This is a genomic window from Streptomyces sp. NPDC101165, assembly GCF_044768135.1.
Taxonomy (GTDB): Bacteria; Actinomycetota; Actinomycetes; order Streptomycetales; family Streptomycetaceae; genus Streptomyces.
The window spans coordinates 1-1,068 of record NZ_JBIWPG010000067.1 but is presented as its reverse complement, the minus strand read 5'-3'; the positions used below and the strand labels follow the sequence as shown (position 1 = coordinate 1,068).

Sequence of the window (1,068 nt, the reverse complement as noted above, 5' to 3'; positions counted from 1 at the left end):
GCCCTAGGTGTATTGACCCGCAGGGTTGTTCACACGGCTGATGGGTGGCCGGCCGCCCAGTGCGGTGTGGCAGCGGTGGTGGTTGTAGGTGTGGAGGAAGTCTGCCAGGGCCTGGGTTCGCTCGTCGTTGCTGGTGTAGGGGCGGATGTAGGCCCACTCGTCGAGCAGGGTGCGGTTGAAGCGTTCGACCTTGCCGTTGGTCTGCGGCCGGTAGGGGCGGGTGAGCTTGCCGACCGCGCCGAGGCCGGCAAGCGCCTGCTGCCAGGCGAAGCTCTTGCGGTAGGGCCAGGCGTTGTCGGTCAGGACCCGTTCGATCCGGGTGATGCCGGCCGTATGGAAGAACGCTGCGGCCCGGCGGAGGAAGCCGGCGCAGGTGGCGGCCTTCTCGTCCGCGTGGATCTCGCTGTAGGCCAGGCGGGAGTGGTCGTCGACGGCGGAATGGACGTAGTCGAAGCCCATGCTGTTGCGGGTGGTGCGGCCGGCCTGGCGGCCCAGGACCTTGTGGCCGCCGCCGTCGGGGATCCGGCCCAGTTTCTTCACGTCGACGTGGACGAGTTCGCCGGGCCGGTCGCGTTCGTAGCGGCGGATGACCTGGCCGGTGGGCCGGTCCAGGTGGGCGAGCCGGTTCAGGCCGTGCCGGGCCAGGACCCGGTGGACGGTCGAGGCGGGCAGGCCCAGGATCGGGCCGAGGCGGGCGGGCCCGAGCTTGCGGTCCTGACGCAGCCGGCACACCCGGGCTTCCACGGCTGCCGGGGTTCGATGCGGTGTCGTGCGGGGCCGGCTGGAGCGGTCGGCAAGGCCTGCCTCGCCCTCGGCTCGCCAGCGGCGGACCCACTTGTGCGCCGTGGCGCGGGAGATACCCATCTCTGCGGCGACGTGGGCGACGGGGCGGCCGGCGCCGACACGCTCGACGAGCAACCGCCTGCCGTGAACGGTCAGCCGGGCATTACGGTGGGACACGAAGACCTCCGTGCGGTGTGTTCCTAGACAGCTCCACCACACCGGAGGTCTTCGCCATGATCAAGCCCAGCCAGTGTCAACAACGCTCGTGATCAATACACCTAGGGC

At 70.3% G+C, this 1,068-nt stretch carries 1 protein-coding gene; it reads right to left on the bottom strand.

The window, feature by feature from the left end; all coding sequences use genetic code 11:
- Positions 1-3: 3 nt before the first annotated feature.
- A complete protein-coding gene (locus tag ACIRVH_RS46500; RefSeq protein ID WP_403967202.1) occupies positions 4-960 on the bottom strand; it encodes an IS481 family transposase in 957 nt (318 codons plus the stop codon).
- Positions 961-1,068 lie beyond the last annotated feature (108 nt).